Annotated in this window: 15 protein-coding genes; 8 read left to right on the top strand and 7 right to left on the bottom strand. The window is 51.4% G+C overall.

Annotated features, from left to right (window positions below):
- Positions 1 to 5 precede the first annotated feature (5 nt).
- Positions 6 to 2675: a pyruvate dehydrogenase (acetyl-transferring), homodimeric type gene (gene aceE, locus METH5_RS0100645; protein ID WP_029146672.1), complete on the bottom strand. Its 2670-nt coding sequence runs from the start codon at positions 2673 to 2675 to the stop codon at positions 6 to 8.
- 286 nt (positions 2676 to 2961) lie between these two features.
- On the opposite strand from aceE, the gene METH5_RS0100640 reads away from it, so the two are divergent.
- Positions 2962 to 4425, top strand: coding sequence for a leucyl aminopeptidase family protein (locus METH5_RS0100640; protein ID WP_029146671.1), 1464 nt, complete (start codon positions 2962 to 2964; stop codon positions 4423 to 4425).
- On the opposite strand, the gene METH5_RS0100635 is transcribed toward METH5_RS0100640, so the two are convergent.
- The 3 genes from METH5_RS0100635 to METH5_RS0100625 are packed head-to-tail and all read right to left on the bottom strand — an operon-like array spanning position 4422 to position 6497.
- Positions 4422 to 5648 carry an FAD/NAD(P)-binding oxidoreductase gene (locus METH5_RS0100635; RefSeq protein WP_029146670.1) on the bottom strand — a complete coding sequence of 409 codons (1227 nt, stop codon included), beginning with the start codon at positions 5646 to 5648 and terminating at the stop codon, positions 4422 to 4424. The genes METH5_RS0100640 and METH5_RS0100635 overlap by 4 nt on opposite strands.
- Positions 5649 to 5684: 36 nt before the next feature.
- Positions 5685 to 6104, bottom strand: a complete 420-nt coding sequence (locus tag METH5_RS0100630) for a TIGR01244 family sulfur transferase (protein WP_029146669.1) — start codon at positions 6102 to 6104, stop codon at positions 5685 to 5687.
- A gap of 27 nt (positions 6105 to 6131) precedes the next feature.
- Complete coding sequence (locus tag METH5_RS0100625) at positions 6132 to 6497, bottom strand: helix-turn-helix transcriptional regulator (protein WP_029146668.1); 366 nt, start codon at positions 6495 to 6497, stop codon at positions 6132 to 6134.
- Between the two features lie 220 nt (positions 6498 to 6717).
- Here METH5_RS0100625 and METH5_RS0100620 point away from each other — a divergent pair, with 220 nt between their 5' ends.
- Together METH5_RS0100620 and METH5_RS0100615 are read left to right on the top strand one after the other, a co-directional pair.
- Entirely contained in the window at positions 6718 to 7383 is a 666-nt protein-coding gene (locus METH5_RS0100620) for a Crp/Fnr family transcriptional regulator (RefSeq protein ID WP_029146667.1), read from the top strand.
- Positions 7384 to 7507: 124 nt separating this feature from the next.
- Positions 7508 to 8101 carry a glycine zipper 2TM domain-containing protein gene (locus METH5_RS0100615; protein ID WP_029146666.1) on the top strand — a complete coding sequence of 198 codons (594 nt, stop codon included), beginning with the start codon at positions 7508 to 7510 and terminating at the stop codon, positions 8099 to 8101.
- A 48-nt stretch (positions 8102 to 8149) separates the two neighbouring features.
- Here METH5_RS0100615 and METH5_RS0100610 read toward each other — a convergent pair whose 3' ends face one another.
- From METH5_RS0100610 to METH5_RS0100600, 3 genes are all read right to left on the bottom strand, one after another.
- On the bottom strand, positions 8150 to 8695 hold the full coding sequence (locus METH5_RS0100610; protein ID WP_029146665.1) for a Smr/MutS family protein: 546 nt from the start codon (positions 8693 to 8695) through the stop codon (positions 8150 to 8152).
- A gap of 75 nt (positions 8696 to 8770) precedes the next feature.
- Positions 8771 to 9721 carry a thioredoxin-disulfide reductase gene (trxB, locus tag METH5_RS0100605; protein ID WP_029146664.1) on the bottom strand — a complete coding sequence of 317 codons (951 nt, stop codon included), beginning with the start codon at positions 9719 to 9721 and terminating at the stop codon, positions 8771 to 8773.
- A gap of 186 nt (positions 9722 to 9907) precedes the next feature.
- Entirely contained in the window at positions 9908 to 10369 is a 462-nt protein-coding gene (locus METH5_RS0100600) for a Dps family protein (protein WP_029146663.1), read from the bottom strand.
- A 122-nt stretch (positions 10370 to 10491) separates the two neighbouring features.
- Between METH5_RS0100600 and METH5_RS0100595 the strand changes: the two genes are divergently transcribed.
- The 5 genes from METH5_RS0100595 to serS are packed head-to-tail and all read left to right on the top strand — an operon-like array spanning position 10492 to position 16471.
- Positions 10492 to 12804 (top strand): DNA translocase FtsK, encoded by a 2313-nt coding sequence (locus tag METH5_RS0100595; RefSeq protein WP_029146662.1) that lies wholly within the window; start codon positions 10492 to 10494, stop codon positions 12802 to 12804.
- Positions 12797 to 13420, top strand: coding sequence for an outer membrane lipoprotein chaperone LolA (lolA, locus tag METH5_RS0100590; RefSeq protein ID WP_029146661.1), 624 nt, complete (start codon positions 12797 to 12799; stop codon positions 13418 to 13420). The genes METH5_RS0100595 and lolA overlap by 8 nt, the downstream gene beginning before the upstream one ends.
- A gap of 24 nt (positions 13421 to 13444) precedes the next feature.
- Positions 13445 to 14755: a replication-associated recombination protein A gene (locus tag METH5_RS0100585; protein WP_029146660.1), complete on the top strand. Its 1311-nt coding sequence runs from the start codon at positions 13445 to 13447 to the stop codon at positions 14753 to 14755.
- Between the two features lie 40 nt (positions 14756 to 14795).
- Entirely contained in the window at positions 14796 to 15158 is a 363-nt protein-coding gene (locus METH5_RS0100580; RefSeq protein ID WP_029146659.1) for a GxxExxY protein, read from the top strand.
- A 38-nt stretch (positions 15159 to 15196) separates the two neighbouring features.
- Positions 15197 to 16471 carry a serine--tRNA ligase gene (gene serS, locus METH5_RS0100575; protein WP_029146658.1) on the top strand — a complete coding sequence of 425 codons (1275 nt, stop codon included), beginning with the start codon at positions 15197 to 15199 and terminating at the stop codon, positions 16469 to 16471.
- Positions 16472 to 16774: the final 303 nt, after the last annotated feature.

Genomic DNA, 16774 nt, shown 5'->3' with positions numbered 1-16774 from the left:
TGACCTTAGATCGTGGCCGGATTGGCACGACTAATGTCGATATTATATTTTTTAATCGCTTCAGTTGCTTTGGCCGCAGGCAGTTTTCCGTCGTCAGCCAGTGCTTTCAAGGCAGCCAGTACCACATAGTAGCGGTCAACTTCAAAGAAGCTACGCAAGGCTTCGCGTGAGTCTGAGCGGCCATAACCATCGGTGCCCAGGGTCACGAATCTGTTAGGCACAAACGGGCGAATCTGGTCTGCAAAGCTACGCATATAGTCAGTTGAGGCAACTACCGGGCCTTCGGCTTTTGCCAGGCTTTGAGCCACATAACTCAGCACTGGTTTGGCTTCCGGGTTGAGCAGGTTATGACGCTCGGCATCAATCCCATCGCGCCGTAACTCGGTAAAGCTGGTCACACTCCATACGTCAGCAGACACGCCCCAGTCTTTTTCCAGCAACTCGGCGGCGGCAATCACTTCGCGCAGAATCACGCCTGAGCCCATCAGTTGTACTTTAGGGCCTTTGGTTTTGGACTTGCTGAAGCTGTACATGCCTTTGAGAATGCCGGCGGCGCTGCCTTCTGGCATGGCCGGATGCGTATAGTTTTCGTTCATCAGGGTGATGTAGTAATACACATCTTCCTGGTTTTGCACCATGCGGTGCATACCTTCCTGAATAATCACGGCCAGCTCGTAAGCAAACGTCGGATCGTAAGACACGCAGTTTGGAATCGTTGCCGACATCAGATGACTGTGGCCATCTTCGTGCTGCAAGCCTTCACCGTTCAAGGTTGTTCTGCCCGCTGTTGCACCCAGCAAGAAGCCACGTGCACGGCTGTCGCCAGCCGCCCAGGCAAAGTCACCAATACGCTGGAAGCCAAACATTGAGTAGTAAATGTAGAACGGAATCATCTGGGTGCCGGTGACGCTGTAAGACGTCGCTGCCGCCAGCCAGCTGGCAAATGAGCCCGCTTCGTTAATGCCTTCTTCTAAAATCTGGCCGCTTTTAGATTCTTTGTAGAACATCACCTGGTCAGAATCTTGTGGCTCATACAGTTGGCCAACAGAGGAGTAAATACCCAATTGGCGGAACATGCCTTCCATACCAAATGTACGCGCTTCGTCTGGCACGATAGGCACCACATATTTGCCGACTTGCTTGTCACGCACCAGGGTAGACAAGATACGCACAAAGGCCATGGTGGTCGAGATTTCACGCTCACCAGTGGCGCCCAGCATGTTTTCAAATGCTGACAGCTCAGGCACGGTCAGCTCGTTGCCTTTACGGCGACGGCTAGGCACAAAACCACCCAACGCGGCACGACGCTCCATCATGTATTTGATTTCCGGGCTGTCTTCAGCCGGGCGGTAATAAGACAGGTTTTCTACCTGCTCGTCAGTCAATGGCAGGTCAAACCGGTCACGGAACGCCTTAAGGGAAGCAATATCCATGCTCTTTTGCTGGTGCGTGGTGTTTTGGCCTTCACCGGCCTCACCCATGCCGTAACCTTTGACGGTTTTGGCTAAAATAACGGTTGGCTGACCTTTATGGTTTGCCGCAGCATGGTAAGCCGCAAACACTTTGTGCGGATCGTGACCACCGCGGTTCAGGCGCCAGATGTCAGCATCTGACATCGCAGCCACCATTTCGCGCAATTCAGGATATTTGCCAAAGAAGTATTCACGCGTGTAGGCGCCACCTTTTTGCTTGAAGTTCTGGTATTCACCATCCACGCATTCTTCCATGCGTTTGCGCAGGATGCCGTCTTTGTCCATGGACAGCAAAGGATCCCAGTAAGAACCCCAGATGACTTTGATCGCGTTCCAGCCCGCACCGCGGAAGTTGGATTCGAGCTCCTGGATGATTTTGCCGTTGCCACGCACCGGGCCATCCAGGCGCTGCAAGTTACAGTTGATGACAAAAATCAGGTTATCCAGGCCTTCACGCGCCGCCAGTGAAATCGCGCCTTGTGATTCCGGCTCGTCCATCTCGCCATCGCCGCAGAATACCCACACCTTGCGGTCAGCCGTATCGGCAATGCCGCGGTTATGCAGGTACTTGAGGAAACGTGCCTGGTAAATACCCGCCAATGGGCCCAGGCCCATAGAGACCGTTGGGAACTGCCAGAAATCTGGCATCAACCATGGGTGTGGGTAGCTGGATAAGCCATTGCCGCCGGTTTCCTGACGGAAGTTATCCATTTGCTCTTCGCTAATGCGGCCTTCCAGAAAGGCACGTGCATACACGCCAGGAGACGAGTGCCCCTGGAAGTAAATACAGTCGCCGCCAAAGGTTTCGTTGGCAGCACGGAAAAAGTGGTTAAAACCAACGTCGTACAATGTTGCTGCTGACTGGAAGCTGGCAATGTGGCCGCCGATACCTGGCGATTTTTCGTTGGCACGCAGTACGGTCATGATCGCATTCCAGCGGATCAGTGCACGGACACGGCGCTCCATCTCCGGGTCGCCTTGCAGTTTGCCCTGCAAGTGGGTAGGGATGGTGTTAACGTAAGCGGTGGTCGCCTTATAAGGCAAATGGCCGCCGGAACGGCGGGCTTGATCAATCATTGCTTCCAGCAGGAAGTGGGCACGTTCTGGCCCTTCATTCTCAATAACAGCACTGAGGGCTTCTAACCACTCTTGCGTTTCTTGCGGGTCAGTTTCATTGAGGTGTGCTTGCGAATGCGTTGCCATGCGTGAGGATTCTCCGAGTTTTAAGTCGCTATGCGTATAATCTAGCACCTAGCCATGCCTAGCGCTGAGAAAGTGTTGATTACCAAGAAGGGATTCCGAAATTGGATACTGCTTTTATGGTAACACGTTGCTGAATTTAGGTGATGAGTCTCAGCAACCGATCAATTAGCTGTAAGTGTCTCTTTTTTGGCCGTTTTGGTCAAGTTTTGCATGAATAAATCATGCCTAAATGCAGGTATTTGCTACGTTTGTTTAATGTTTTATATAAGAGTGTTTTCTAACCCATATGCGCATCGAGTGGTCCCAAACTTCAGAAGTCAGTTCAACCTTATTATCAGCCTGTGCCAAACATATATTGGTCGTGTTTGAAGAACCGTTTTTTTCATCACTGCCTTTTGCCGATATATTCGTGGCCAAATTGCAGCGCGCAGGCCTCACTGCGGCAGATTTAAAAGACAAACCAGTCACACTTGAGCTGGCAGACGGCACGTTGGTCAGCATGTGTCAGCTGGATGCCGCGGCCTCGACATTTGCCTTGGCCACAGCCTTACGTGCAGCAGTTAAGCCGCTGCTGGCTGAGCATCCAGTACGCATTGCGCTGGCCGTGTATTCAAAAAAACATACCGACTGCTTTGCCAGGCTGGCCGCGTACGTCACGCTGGTGAACGCGCAAGCATTGCCGCTGCTGAAACAGAAGCCTGCGGGGCCAAAATTGCGTGAAATTAGCGTGTTTGGTGTGAGCGATATTGGTTGGACGAGTGAAGTCACCGCGTTGGCCGCAGGCAATACAGTTTGCCGCGCGCTGACCATGACGCCGCCCAATATGTTAACGCCAGCGCTCTACCGGCAGTGTTTGCAAACCATGGCCAGTGAAAAAGGCTGGCAATATGCTGAGTGGGACACAGACGCGCTCAGGCAATTAGGCGCGGGTGCTTTTGTAGCGGTGGCGCAAGGCTCTGAGCCGCAAGACGCTGCGATCGTCAAATTGTCTTATCGTCATCCGCAAGCTGAAAAAACGCTGGCGTTGGTCGGCAAAGGCATTTGTTTTGATACCGGCGGCCACAATTTAAAGTCAGCCAAATATATGCAGGGCATGCATCAGGACATGAACGGCAGTGCGGTGGCGGTGGGGGTGTTGCAGGCCATCAGTGCGCAGCAATTGCCGATCAATGTTGATTGCTGGTTGGCGCTGGCGCAAAACCATATTGGCCCTAATGCCTACAAGCAAAATGATGTGATTGCCGCGCTCAATGGCATGACCATAGAAATAGTACACACCGATGCCGAAGGCCGCATGGTGCTGGCCGATACCTTAACGCTGGCCAGCCGTGATCAGCCTGATGTGATGATTGATTACGCTACGCTGACAGGCAGCATGCAAACGGCACTAGGGTCACGTATGAGCGGGATTGTTGCCAACCATGCGGCATTGTCGAGCCAGATGGTGGAGGCGGGGGCTGCCAGTGGCGAGCGCGTGGTGGCTTTTCCGTATGCTGAGGATTATGACAGTGCGCTGGATAGCGACATTGCCGATATCAAGCAATGCACCATGGACAGCGATGCCGACCATATGCTGGCGGCGCGCTTTCTAGGTAAGTTTATCGAAGGAGATGTGGCCTGGTGCCACATTGATTTGTCTTCTTATAGCCATAAAGACGGTTTAGGTGCGGTGGCCAGTGAGGTGAACGGTTTTGGGGTCGCGCTCACCTTGCAATGGCTGCAGGCCTTTATGGCGGGTCAATCAAGCTAACCACACGCGCTGCAGCGCGCCAGCCATTCACGACCCTTGAGCATCAGGTGCCAGTAAAGTGGCGGTAATACATATTTTTTGAGTAACCAGGCGCTGCGGCGTGGTTTGGTTGAGTCCCAAGGGAAGGTCGGCACGATTTTGCCGCCGTAACCAAATTCGGCCAAAATGATTTTGCCTTTTTCTACCGTCAGCGGGCAGGACCCATAGCCATCATAACGTGAAGGCAGGGCTTTCCCGGCGCGGGCTGCCAGCAGGTTTTCGGCAGCGATCACCACTTGCTTGCGTGCGGCGGCCGCTGTTTTGGCATTGGGGGTGTTGGTGCAGTCACCCACACCAAAAACATCCGGGTAGCGCACATGTTGCAAACTGTGCTGGTCAACTTCAACCCAGCCATCGGCATTGGCTAACGGGCTTTGCTTGATAAAGTCTGGTGCGGTTTGTGGCGGCACCACATGTAGCAGGTCAAACGTTTCGCTAATGCGGCTCACATTGCCTTCGGCATCCTTAATATTAAACCAGGCGGTTTTGCCCAGGCCATCGACCTCTACCAGCGTGCTGTTCAAATGCAAATCTACTTGATAGCGGCGAATATATTGCATTAAAGGTTCCACATACTCTTTGACGCCAAACAGGGTAGGTGTCGCGCTGTAAAACGAGGCTTTAATATTGCCCAAGCGGCCTTTGCCTAACCACTCGGCACAGGAGAGATACAGCGCCTTTTGCGGCGCGCCTGCACATTTGATTGGCATCGGTGGTTGGGTAAACAAAGCTTTGCCAGACTGCAATTGTTGCACCAGTTGCCAAGTATATGGCGCCAGGTCAAAGCGATAGTTGGAGGTGACGCCATGCTTGCCTAAGGTTTCCGGCAAGCCTTTAATGCCGGCCCAATTGAGCTTTAGGCCCGCAGCGACCACTAATTGCTGGTATTGAATCGTGCCCAGTTTATCGGTAACGACCTGCTTTTGTTCTGGCTCGAACTTGGTCGCTGCGGCTTGCAACCAGGTGATGCCTGCGGGAATGCAGTCAGCCATGGCGCGCACTGTTTTTTGAGCATCAAACTCACCGGCACCAACCAGCGTCCAGGCGGGCTGGTAATAGTGTTGGTCAGAGGGTTCTATGATGGCAATGTTGAGTGCCGGCGCACGCTTTTTTAAACTGGCAGCGATGGCACAGCCTGCTGCGCCGCCGCCGACAATGACAATGTCGAAATTAGATGTACTCATGGAATTAATTGATCTTGCTTTCTGCGTTGTTGTTATTTAATCGTTAAACCAGCTTTTGACTTTATTGATCAAGCCCTCTTGTGCTGCGGGCTGGCTGCAACAGGCCGGTTTGGCCGCTGCTGGTGCCTGTGACGCCAGTTGATACACTTGATTGGCCCGGTTGCCCGTGCGGCAAAACCCCAGTGCAGGGCCTGCATGCTGGCTCAGTAATGTTTGCAGTTGTTGCACGTGTTCAGGTTTAATCTGGTTGGGTAGCACTGGGATAAACGCGTAGGCCATGCCCAATGAAGCCGCTTTTTCGGCGAGGATTGCATTGGCTGGTTGCGATTCGCCACCTTCACCATCTGGCCTGAAATTAACCACCAATGTGATGCCTTGTGCTGCCAATGTGTCTAAGTCAGAGGCGGTTAACTGGTCGCTGACACTATAGCGTTGATCTATCGTTTTTATATCCATGCGTTTTAATATCCATGTTTAAAGTGCTTATGCGCTTTTGAGCTGCGCGGCGGCTGCGGTTTGGCAACGCTCCTGTTTTTGGCAAAATTCGCGGTGCAACACCTGAATCACTGCCAGCGCGGCCGGGCTGCCTATGCTGTAATAGACATTTTTGCCTTCGCGCCGTGTGCTGACCAGTTGCGCCTCGCGTAATACGGTTAATTGTTGCGACAGGCTGGGCTGCCTCAAATTCAGGTTGGTTTCCAACGCGCTGACTGATTTTTCACCTTGTGATAATTGACATAACAGCATCAACCGATCAGTGTTTGCCATTGCTTTCATCAACTGGCTGGCCTGATCGGCGGATGCTCTTAACTGGTCAAAAAGATCCACCGTAATATCCGACGTTTGCATAATACCCCTAGAATCATCATTTATTTTTATACTTAATTTATACGTTGAAATTCCATCATAAACCTGTTGTCACAGATTGTGTACGCTTTCACACAGTTGTGGTTGCTGGTGATCATGATTTGAAATCAATCTATGGTAAAGTTTGTCGCATTAATTAAAGCGTGTTGAGAGCGTGGCAAGCGCTCAATACCATTACAAAAAAATACTGGGGGTTATCGGGATGATGCAATCACTGTCATGGATCAGTTTGTTTCCTGAGCTGGAAGCGCTGGAAGACACGGCTAAAAAACTGCTCACACAATATGCACGTATTGTAGAAGCGCCCATTGGCACCATCGGTTATCGTGAAGGTGATCATTGCGGTGGTTATGTGTTGCGACTCAAAGGCCGTTCGCGCGTGTATAAAATGTCTGCCAGTGGCCGTGAAATTGTGCTTTACCGGGTGGGGGCGGGCGAAACCTGTGTCATCACCACCACTTGCTTGCTAGGCAATAGCCAATATCCGGCCTCTACCATCGTCGAAGAAGAAATCCAGGATGTGATCGTGCCGGACACAACTTTTCATAAGCTGATGATCGACTCGCCGGTGTTCAGGCAATATGTGATGCAAAACTATGGCGCGCTGATCAGTGACCTGATTGTGTTGCTGGATGAAGTCGCTTTTCAAACGCTGGATGCCCGTTTAGCTAAATGGTTGCTCGACATGGGCAATAACACCATTCAACGCACGCACCAGCAAATTGCCGACGAATTGGGCACCGCCCGTGAGGTGATCAGCCGCCAGTTAAAACGCCTGGAACAAAAAGGCTGGTTGACCATGGGCCGCGGGGTGATTGAAATCCAGCAGCGCGGTGAATTACTTAAACTGGCCAACAGCAGTCAGTAATCTTCGTATCTGCCCAGATACAAAATTTTGCCCGGTTTGATACATCGGCGCGTCATCTCTCATGATTGAATGCACGTTAACAAATCACTGCAGCAAGCAGTGTGATGCATGAGAGGAAAACAGAATGCGTAAACTGATAGGATTAACGGTCGTGATGATGGCAGCTAGCCAGAGTGCATTTGCCGATGCCGAGTATATTGACCGGGCCAGAGTGCTGTCGGTCGCACCGCAAGTGCAGCAAATCAACCAGCCGCGCCAGGAATGTCATACCGACTATGTGCGTGAAAGCGTGTATGAGTCCAATCGCTCTAACACCGGTGCAATTGTCGGTGGCGTCGCTGGTGGTTTATTAGGCAGCACCATTGGTCGTGGTAACGGCCGTGTTGCGGCCGCTGCGGTTGGTGCTGGTGTGGGTGCCATTGTCGGCGACCGTGTCGGTAACCAAAATGCCTATGGTAACGAACGCATTGTGACGCGCCCGATTGAACAATGTGTGCTGGTCGACCAATGGCAAACTGTGACCACAGGCTATGTGGTGAATTACGAATATCAAGGTCGCCAATATTCGACCATGATGGACCGAGATCCAGGCCCGGTGTTGGATGTGGCCGTATCAGTCAGACCGAATGTGGTGCAGATTCAGCCGATGCCAGCGTCAGTGTACCGTCCAGCGGCGATGAGAGGGCGTGGGCCAGGCCAGCATCGTCAATATTGGTAATGGATGGACGGGTTATAAAAACGCGATGCTCATATAGGCATCGCGTTTTTATGCTTTGAGCAGCACGATCACTGCGCCGCCACCGCCATCTGTGGCGCGTGCCTGGGCGTAGGCAATCACCTCATCTTTTTGCATCAGCCAATTGCGCAGTTTGTGTTTAAGCACCGGCTCTTTATTGCGTGAACCCAGGCCTTTGCCGTGCACAATGCGCACACAGCGCAAGCCGCGTTTTTTGCAATTGGCAATAAATTCTGAGACATACAAACGGGCTTCGTCGCTAATCAGGCCGTGCAAGTCTATGTGTGCTTGCACCACCCAATGTCCGCGCCGCAACTTGCTCAACACCATGGGCGATTGGCCTTCGCGCAAATACAGTAATTCTTCGCCGCTTTCGAGTTCGTGCGCCGGAATGTAATCATCGCTGAGTGAATCAATCAGTGCTTGTTTTTCGTCGCGGATCAATTGCCTGGGGATCGGTTTTGGTTTTTTAGGCGCGTGAGAAATGCGCGTGGTTTTGACCGGGCGTGCGCCTTTCACTGCTTCGTGAAACAGTGAAGCATCATCTTCGTCCTTGTCTGGTAGCGCTTGCGACATTCTGTGATTTTAAAATAAAAAAGCGCACCGGGGTGCGCTTCTTCATGCCTGACTATAGATTTACCGCGATAGATTTTACTCCAGGCTAGTCAAATAACGCTCAGCATCCAGCGCCGCCATACAACCAGTGCCCGCACTGGTCACCGCCTGGCGGTAAATATGGTCTTGCACGTCGCCTGCGGCAAACACCCCAGGAATACTGGTGGCCGTAAAATTACCCTGACGGCCCGTGTGCGTCACGATATAGCCGCCTTCCATTTCTAGCTGGCCTTCAAAAATTTGCGTATTTGGCTGGTGGCCAATGGCAATAAATACGCCTTTAAGCGTAATGTCTTTGGTGGTGCCAGCGTTTACGTCTTTGAGGCGCATGCCAGTCACACCTGTGTTGTCGCCCAAGACTTCATCCAGCGTGTGGAAAGTTTCCAGTACGATCTTGCCTTCTTTGACGCGGGCCATCAGTTTGTCGACCAGAATCGCTTCCGCTTTGAATTTGTCGCGGCGATGCACCAAGGTAACTTTGCTGGCAATATTGGCCAGGTACAACGCCTCTTCTACCGCCGTGTTGCCGCCACCAATCACGGCGACCTCCTGGTTACGGTAAAAAAAGCCGTCACACGTGGCACACGCAGACACCCCTTTGCCTGCGAAGGCCTCTTCACTAGGCAGGCCTAAGTATTTGGCTGAGGCGCCGGTGGCAATAATCAACGCATCACAGGTGTATTCACTGTTATCACCCACCAAACGAATCGGCTTTTCTTTCAGATGCGTGGTGTGGATGTGGTCAAAAATCATCTCGGTATTAAAGCGTTCGGCATGTTGCTGAAAACGTGCCATCAACTCTGGGCCCATCACGCCATCGGCATCGGCTGGCCAGTTATCAACCTCGGTGGTTGTCATTAGCTGGCCGCCTTGTGCCAGGCCAGTAATTAACACCGGGTTAAGGTTTGCGCGAGCGGCATAGACGGCTGCGGTGTAGCCAGCAGGGCCTGAGCCAAGAATCATTAAACGGGCATGTTTCGTTGCCATGATGAGATTTCCAGTGTTCGTTAAGTTATTTTTATGTAGATGGGGATGGACACCATTTTTTAAATGCCCATCCGCTAGAAAAGTACGACAGAATGACGCTAATAAACTGCGCAACATCCATGCTGTTTTTTGGCTCTGGCATGACCTGAAGGTTAGCCTGCACCAAAAAACAGCATCGCTTATCTATTATTCCAGCAAGCTCCTTAACATCCATGCTGTTTTTTCATGCAATTGCAGGCGTTGGGTTAATAAGTCAGCGGTGGCTTCATCAGAGGCTTTTTCTGCGGCTGGAAACACACTGCGCGCAGTGCGACAGACCGCTTCGTGGCCAGCAACCAGCTCACGAATCATGTCATTGGCTTTTGGCACATCTATGGTTTCTTCAATCGAGGTCAGTTTGCCAAACTGGGCATAGGTGCCCGGGGCATTCACACCCAATGAGCGAATGCGTTCGGCAACCAGGTCAACCGCCAGCGCCAACTCGGTATACTGGGTTTCAAACATCAGGTGCAATGTATTAAACATTGGCCCGGTGACGTTCCAGTGAAAGTAGTGCGTTTTCAGGTATAAAGTGTAAGTGTCTGCCAGCAGCTTGGATAAACCATGCGCGATTTCCTGGCGATTTTCGTTGTTAATTCCGATATCCATGAGCTCTCCATAGGGGTGGTTTGTAGATGTGATTTGTTTATTTTAGAACCTCGTCTGCCTCTGTGCAATTTGATTTTGTTATAATCATTTAAGTTCACTCTTGCAAAGAAAGAGACAACATATTGTTTTTTAATAAGAAAAAAGTTGCTAACGTCCGCCTGGAAAAAGTTTCGACCGAGAAACAGCAGCGTGACGCCAAGCTATTGCGTGAGGTGTCATGGATTGCGCTGGCTGCGCTGGGCGTGTTTCTGGCGGTGATTCTAGCGACTTATTCGCATGAAGACCCAGGTTGGACGCATGCGGTTGGCGAGCATGACACCATCCACAATGCTGGTGGTGCCGTTGGTGCCTGGGTGTCGGATATTTTTCTGTCTTTGTTCGGTTTTTCTTCCTGGTGGTTTGTGGTGCTGGCCTTTTATATGGTCTGGCTGATGTACCAGCGCTTGCACCTGGAGCCGGTTGAAAAACATGACTGGTGGCTCAATGGCGTTGGTTTTGCCTTGATGCTGCTGGCGTCAGCAGCTTTAGAGTCTGGCCATTTGGTCAGTTTTCCGGCAGATTTTCCGCTTAAACAAGGCGGCGTGATTGGTAGTGGTATTGATCATTTATTGCGCAATATGTTTGGCTTTGCTGGCTCAACCATGTTGCTGCTGGTGTTGTTTGCCATTGCGTTCAGCCTGTTTACCAGCTGGTCGCTGATTACCATGAGCGAGCAATTGGGTGAGTGGATGATACAGTTTTATCAATGGAGCCTGCTCAAATATCAGGACTGGCAAGACCGCAAAGTGGGGCGCCAGGTACTGCAGGCACGTGAAGAGTTTGTCGAGGCTGAGCGTAAGCGGGTCGAAGACCGCAAGCCGGTTGAAATCACCGTGCCAGAAGTAGTGATTGAGCCGAGTGAGCGCGTGGTTAAAGAAAAACAGGCCGTTTTATTTGCCGCGATTGAGCAAGAAGGCTTGCCGCCATTACATTTGCTGGATGCGCCTAATCAGTCGGTTGAGTTGCAATCTGCCGAAACGCTGGACTTCACGTCGCGTTTAATTGAGCGCAAATTGATGGACTTTGGCATTGAAGTGAAAGTCGTGACCGCCCAACCCGGGCCGGTGATTACACGTTATGAGCTAGACCCTGCGCCCGGCGTCAAAGGTAGCCAAATCACTAATCTGGCCAAAGACCTGGCACGCGCCTTGTCTGTGATCAGTGTACGCGTGGTCGAAACCATCCCTGGCAAGAGTTATATGGGGCTCGAAATCCCTAACCCCAAGCGCCAGATTGTCTCGCTGTCTGAAATCATGGGTAGCCAGGCCTATGCCGATTTAACCTCACCTTTGGCCATTGCCATGGGTAAAGATATTGCTGGCAAGCCGATAGTGGCCGACTTGGCTAAAATGCCGCATGTGCTGGTGGCGGGTACTACCGGCTCTGGTAAGTCGGTGGCCATTAATGCGCTGATTCTAAGCTTATTGTATAAGTCTGAAGCCAGTCGCGTCCGCATGATTCTCATAGACCCGAAAATGCTGGAACTGTCCGTATACGAAGGCATCCCGCATCTGTTGGCGCCGGTGGTGACTGACATGCGCCAGGCCGCCAACGCCTTGACCTGGTGTGTGGCTGAGATGGAGCGGCGTTATAAATTGATGTCTACCCTGGGTGTGCGTAATCTGGCGGGCTATAACCAAAAGATTCAAGAGGCGAAAAAGCAGGGGGTGTCGATTCCGCATCCGTTTAGTTTAACGCCGGATGAGCCAGAGCCATTGGACGAAATGCCGTTGATCGTGGTGATGATTGATGAGCTGGCCGACTTGATGATGGTGGTGGGCAAAAAGGTGGAAGAGCTGATTGCACGCCTGGCGCAAAAAGCGCGTGCCTCGGGCATTCACCTGGTGCTCGCCACCCAACGTCCATCGGTTGACGTGATTACTGGCCTGATTAAAGCCAACGTGCCAACCCGGGTGGCGTTTCAGGTATCAAGCAAAATTGACTCACGCACGATTCTCGATCAAATGGGCGCAGAAACCCTGCTGGGGCAGGGCGATATGTTGTACCTGCCACCGGGTAGCGGTTACCCGCAGCGTATTCACGGTGCTTTTGTCAGTGATGGCGAAGTGCATAATGTGGTTAACTTCCTCAAGGCGCAGGGCGAACCAAACTACATTGAGGGTATTCTCACCAATGAGACCGAGGGCGGCGATCTGGAAGGGTTACCGGGCGGCAACGATGCCGGTGGTGAAAAAGACCCTCTGTATGATGAAGCGGTGGCGATTGTGCTTAAAACCCGTCGCGCGTCTATATCTTCTGTGCAACGCCAGTTGCGCATAGGCTATAACCGTGCGGCCAGATTAATTGAAGATATGGAACGTGCCGGACTGGTCTCGGCCATGCAAAGTAATGGCAATCGTGAAGTGTTAGTGAAGGCTGGAGGGGACCATGAATAAAGGATTAGTCAAGACGCTAATCGCGTTAAGTAGCTGGTGTGTCATGTCAGCGGCATTGGCCGATGGCGTTGACGATTTAAAACAGTTTTATCAAAGCACCCACGCCATGCGTGCCAACTTCAAGCAAACCGTGTTTGACCAAAAAGGGCGCAAGCTGCAAGAGGTCAATGGCACCATGTTGTTGCAGCGACCGAACAAGTTTCGCTGGGATTATCAAAAGCCCTATGAACAGCAGATCATTAGTGATGGCCGCCAGGTATTTCTGTTTGATGTCGATTTGCAACAAGTCACCGTACGTACAGTGGATAAAGTCTTGGGCACCAGCCCGGCAGCTTTACTGGCAGGAGGCCCCAATGTCGAAGAAAATTTCCGGTTGACGCGACTGCTCGATTTTGAAGGCATGCAACGCGTACAAGCCAAGCCCAAGCAGAAAGACAGCGGTTTTCAGGTGGTGATTATTTCGTTTGACCATAGCAAACTGGCCGAAATGCGCCTGGTGGATGCCTTTGGCCAAAGCACACACATCGTGTTCACTAATGTCGAGGTCAATCTTGGCTTAAACACCAATCAATTTCTATTCTCGGTGCCTAAAGGGGTAGATGTGGTGGGCGAATAGTCGCTCGCGCATCATATAGTCGTTATGTCCTCCCTGTTTGAACCACACACGCCATCTTCAGTCCCGCTTGCCGAGCAATTACGGCCAAAAACGCTCGATGAAGTAGTCGGCCAAACCCATTTACTGGGTGAAAGCAAGCCGCTGCGCCGCGCATTTGAGTCTGGTAAATTGCCCTCCATGATTTTGTGGGGGCCGCCAGGTGTGGGCAAGACCACTTTGGCTCGCTTGATTGCGCAAACGGCAGAGGCCGAGTTTGTGCCTTTATCTGCCGTGTTGTCGGGCATTAAAGATATTCGCGAAGCGGTAGAGCGTGCCGAACTCACGTTGCAGCAAACTGGCCGCAACACCATTTTGTTTGTGGATGAAGTGCACCGCTTTAACAAGGGGCAGCAAGATGCCTTTTTGCCTTTTGTTGAAAGCGGCTTGATTACCTTTATCGGCGCCACTACCGAGAATCCTTCATTTGAAGTGAATAGTGCGTTGCTGAGCCGCGCCCAGGTATTTGTGCTCAATGCCTTAACTGAGCCAGAGCTGGGTGAACTGCTTGAGCGTGCGAGGCTTAAAGTGGCCCCAGACGTGCAATTAACCGATGCTGTGACCGAGCAGGTGCTGGCCTACGCCGATGGCGATGCCAGGCGCTTGCTCAACTTTGCCGAAAGCCTGTTCAATGGTGCGTTAGCAGGCAATATCAGCAGCATCGATGAAACGTTTCTGCAGTCGACCATGGCGAGTAAATTACGCCGGTTTGATAAAGGTGGCGAAGCTTTTTACGACCAGATTTCTGCCTTGCACAAATCCGTGCGCGGCTCTAACCCGGATGCCGCGCTGTATTGGCTGATGCGTATGCTCGATGGTGGTGCTGAGCCTTTATACCTGGCACGGCGCATCATCCGCATGGCCTGGGAGGATATTGGTTTAGCAGACCCGCGTGCCATGCAGATTGCCAACGATGCAGCCCTGACGTTTGAGCGCCTGGGTAGCCCCGAAGGCGAGCTAGCGCTAGCGCAAGCCGTGATTTACCTGGCTGTGGCCGCAAAAAGTAATGCTGGCTATATGGCCTACAATCAGGCCAAGGCCTTTGTCGCGCAGGATAAATCACGCGCGGTACCACTGCATCTCAGAAACGCGCCAACCAAACTGATGAAAGCGCTCGACTACGGTAAAGAGTACCGTTATGCGCACAATGAGCCTGGCGCGTATGCCGCAGGCGAGCATTACTTTCCGGATGATTTGGAACCACAACCTTTTTACCAACCCACACCACGTGGATTGGAAGGTAAAATAGGCGAAAAATTACAGCACCTCAAAGAATTAGATAGAAAAGCCAAAAAATAGTCTAGCCACAGAGGGCACAGAGTTCACAGAGAAAACCAATATGGATGATTTGACGGGTCAGATTATCGGAGCGGCGATTGAGGTACATCGTGAGCTTGGCGTCGGTTTACTTGAATGTGTATATGAAACTGCCCTTTGTCATGAACTTGATTTGCGTGGTATTGCATACCAGCGTCAGGTTGCAGTATATATATCGTATAAAGGTGTAGTGATACAAGGGCAGCGCCTTGATTTACTGGTGCATGGCGAAGTGATTGTAGAGTTAAAAGCGCAATTGAAACTGCCAGAGTTTGCACAGGCACAATTGATTTCATATTTAAAATCAACAGGTCTCAAGCGCGGCCTGTTGATTAATTTTGCAGAGCCTAAATTGGTCAATGGAGTAAAACGGTTTTCTCTGTGAACTCCGTGGCCTCTGTGGCTAAAATAAAGAAAGAACCCATGTTAGATATACAACAACTGAGAAATGATCTGGACAATGTCGTCGCCCGTCTGGCAGCACGTAAGTTCGTGTTTCCTGCCGAAGAGTTCAAGGCCCTCGAAGCACAGCGTAAAACCATACAGACCAATACTGAAAACCTGCAAGCCAAGCGCAATGCGGCTTCTAAGCAAATCGGCATTGCCAAGTCTAAAGGCGAAGACGTCAGTGCGATTTTGGCTGAAGTCGCTGGCTTGGGCGATGAATTAAAAGCAGCAGAAGCGCAGTTGGCTGAGATTCAAGCCAGCATGCAGACACTGATGCTGAATGTGCCTAACTTGCCGCACGAAAGCGTACCGGTTGGTCAAGATGAAAGCCAAAACGTAGAGGCTCGTCGCTGGGGCACGCCACGCAGCTTTGATTTTGAAGTCAAAGACCATGCCGACGTCGGTGCGCCATTGGGCCTGGATTTTGATACCGGCGCCAAATTGTCTGGTGCACGCTTTACCTTGATGAAAGGGCAAATTGCCAAACTGCACCGCGCGATTGCCCAGTTTATGCTGGATACGCAAACTGACAAACATGGTTATACCGAGTGCTACACGCCTTATATGGTCAACCGTGAGACCCTGGTGGGTACCGGTCAATTGCCCAAGTTTGAAGAAGACTTGTTCGTCACACCGCACAACGACAGCAAGCTGTATTTGATCCCTACCTCAGAAGTCACGCTGACCAACACCGTGCGCGATGAAATTGTCGCGGCGGATAGCTTGCCAATTAAACTCACCGCTCATACACCATGCTTCCGCTCAGAGGCAGGCTCTTATGGCCGCGATACCAAAGGCATGATCCGTCAGCACCAGTTTGATAAAGTCGAAATGGTGCAGATTGTGCATCCTGAAACCAGCTATCAAGCGCTGGAAGACATGGTTGGCCATGCAGAAGCGATTTTGCAGGCACTGGAATTGCCTTACCGCGTCGTTTCGCTGTGTACCGGCGACATGGGCTTTGGCGCAGCCAAAACCTACGACCTCGAAGTTTGGTTGCCCGCACAAAATACCTACCGTGAGATTTCTTCTGTGTCTAACTGCGAAGCCTTCCAGGCACGCCGTTTGCAAGCGCGTTTCCGCAACGCCAATGGCAAACCTGAGTTACTGCATACTTTAAATGGCTCTGGCCTGGCAGTCGGCCGTACGCTGGTGGCGGTGCTAGAGAACAACCAGAATGCCGATGGCAGCGTGACGATTCCTAAGGTGTTACAGCCTTATATGGGCGGTAAAACAGCACTGACTGTGTAATCGATACGTCACCGTTGTCATTAAAATGCCTTGGCTCACAACCAAGGCATTTTTGTTTCTGCGTGTCCACAATACGAATCGTTATAACAAAATGATTTAATCACTTTTTTAGATGCATCACTACATTCTCTAACCATTGCACGGTGATAATATTGCCAAAGTGTTAATTCATGTTTGTTTTGTGTAGGGCGTACCCGCTTGCGGTACGCCGCATGAAAGCTGTGTATTAATAACCACAACCACACGATGGATTACCAAGTTGATCTTGCAAACGCTGGTTACCACCCACACCCCAACCCAGTG

It is taken from the genome of Methylophilus sp. 5 (genome assembly GCF_000515275.1).
GTDB lineage: Bacteria > Pseudomonadota > Gammaproteobacteria > Burkholderiales > Methylophilaceae > Methylophilus.
Note: the sequence above shows the minus strand (reverse complement) of the source record. Positions and strands in the feature narration are given on the sequence as shown.